The organism is Micropruina sp. (assembly GCF_027492755.1).
Classification (GTDB): domain Bacteria; phylum Actinomycetota; class Actinomycetes; order Propionibacteriales; family Propionibacteriaceae; genus Micropruina.
In genome coordinates, this window is the sequence record NZ_JAPUED010000211.1 from 3,364 (window position 1) to 4,784 (window position 1,421).

At 70.4% G+C, this 1,421-nt stretch carries 1 protein-coding gene; it reads right to left on the bottom strand.

Annotation, left to right across the window (positions count from 1 at the left end; translation table 11 throughout):
- Positions 1–51 precede the first annotated feature (51 nt).
- The gene (locus Q0066_RS14775) at positions 52–1,329 is read right to left on the bottom strand and encodes a M18 family aminopeptidase (RefSeq protein WP_298134247.1); all 1,278 of its coding nucleotides are present in this window, start codon (positions 1,327–1,329) and stop codon (positions 52–54) included.
- Positions 1,330–1,421 lie beyond the last annotated feature (92 nt).

Here is a 1,421-nt window from a genome sequence, read left to right on the forward strand (position 1 = left end):
TCGACAAGCTCAACCCGCGAAGCGTCGACAAGCTCAACCCGCGGCAGACAGTCAGGCGCCTGCGTAGAACGCCCGCATGCCCTCCGCCAGCCACCCGGGATCACGGACGCCGCACAGTTCGCGTGCGGAATGCATGCTGAGCAGCGGGATGCCGACATCGACGGTTCGGATGCCCAGCCGGGTCGCCGACAGCGGCCCGATGGTCGAGCCGCACGGCACCGAGTTGTTCGACACGAAGTCCTGGGTCGGAACGCCGGCCGCGGCGCAGGCGCGGCGCCACACCGCCTCCCCCACCGCGTCCGTGGCGTAGCGCTGGTTGGCGTTGAACTTGATCAGCGGCCCGGCGTTGAGCAACGGCCGATGATCGGGGTCGTGCAACTGCGGATAGTTCGGGTGGACGGCGTGCCCCGCGTCCGCGGAGACCAGCACCGAGCGGGCCCGAGCAGCCGCGGATTCCTGGACGCCCCAGCCGAGGGCATCGGAGAGCCGTCCGAGCACGGTCTCCAGCAACGGTCCGCTGGCACCGGTGGCACTGGCCGATCCGACCTCCTCGTGGTCGAAGCAGGCCAGCACGGTGATCGCGTCGGCATCGGTCGCCGCCAGAGCCGTCAGCCCGGCGTGCACGCTGGCCAGGTTGTCCAGTCTCGGCGAGGCGAACAGCTCGCCGTCGAGGCCGATCCGTGCGGGTGGTTCGGTGACGAAGGCATGCAGATCATGGGCGATCACCGTGGCCGGATCGAGGCCCGCGAGAGCGGCGATCTCGGCGACCAGGTCGGCTTCCGGACGGCCGACCGCGAAGACCGGGTGCAGGTGCTGCTGCCGATCGAGCACCAGCTTCTCGTGCACGCTGCGGTCCAGGTGCGGCGCCACCTGCGGAATGCGCAGCAGCGGCCCGGTGGTGATGAGCGTGACCGCGCCCTCGGCGTCGACGAGGCGTCCGGCCAGGCCGAACTCGCGGTCCAGCCAGGAATTCGGCAGCGGGCCGCCGTAGACCTCCATGCCGGCCTGTTGCCAGCCCAGGAACGACGAGGTCGGCGTGGGCTTGAGCACGAAGCCGGGTGAATCGGTGTGCGCGCCGACGATCCGGAACGCCGTCACGTCGAGGTTGTCGGGGATGCGCCAGGCCAGCACCGAGCCGTCGCGGACCAGCACGTAGCCACCCGGCCGGGCGTCGAAGGGCAGCGTCTCGTCGACCTCGGCGAAGCCCGCGGCGACCAGCAGGTCCGCCGTGTGACGCGCGGCATGGAAGGAGGACGGGCTGGCCGTGACGAAGGCAGCCAGGCTCTCGATGTGCGCCGGCTTCACCGCTTCCGGCTGGTACGAATCCATCTGGACGGCTTCCTTACAGAGTGTGGATTGGGGTTGCCGGCAGCCTAGTCCGCACCGCCCCGTCATCCCGGCGCTACTCGTCATCCCGGCGC

Excerpts from the sequence above, each read along its gene's own strand:
- Q0066_RS14775 (WP_298134247.1), bottom strand. The coding sequence starts at position 1,329 with ATGGATTCGTACCAGCCGGAAGCGGTGAAGCCGGCGCACATCGAGAGC.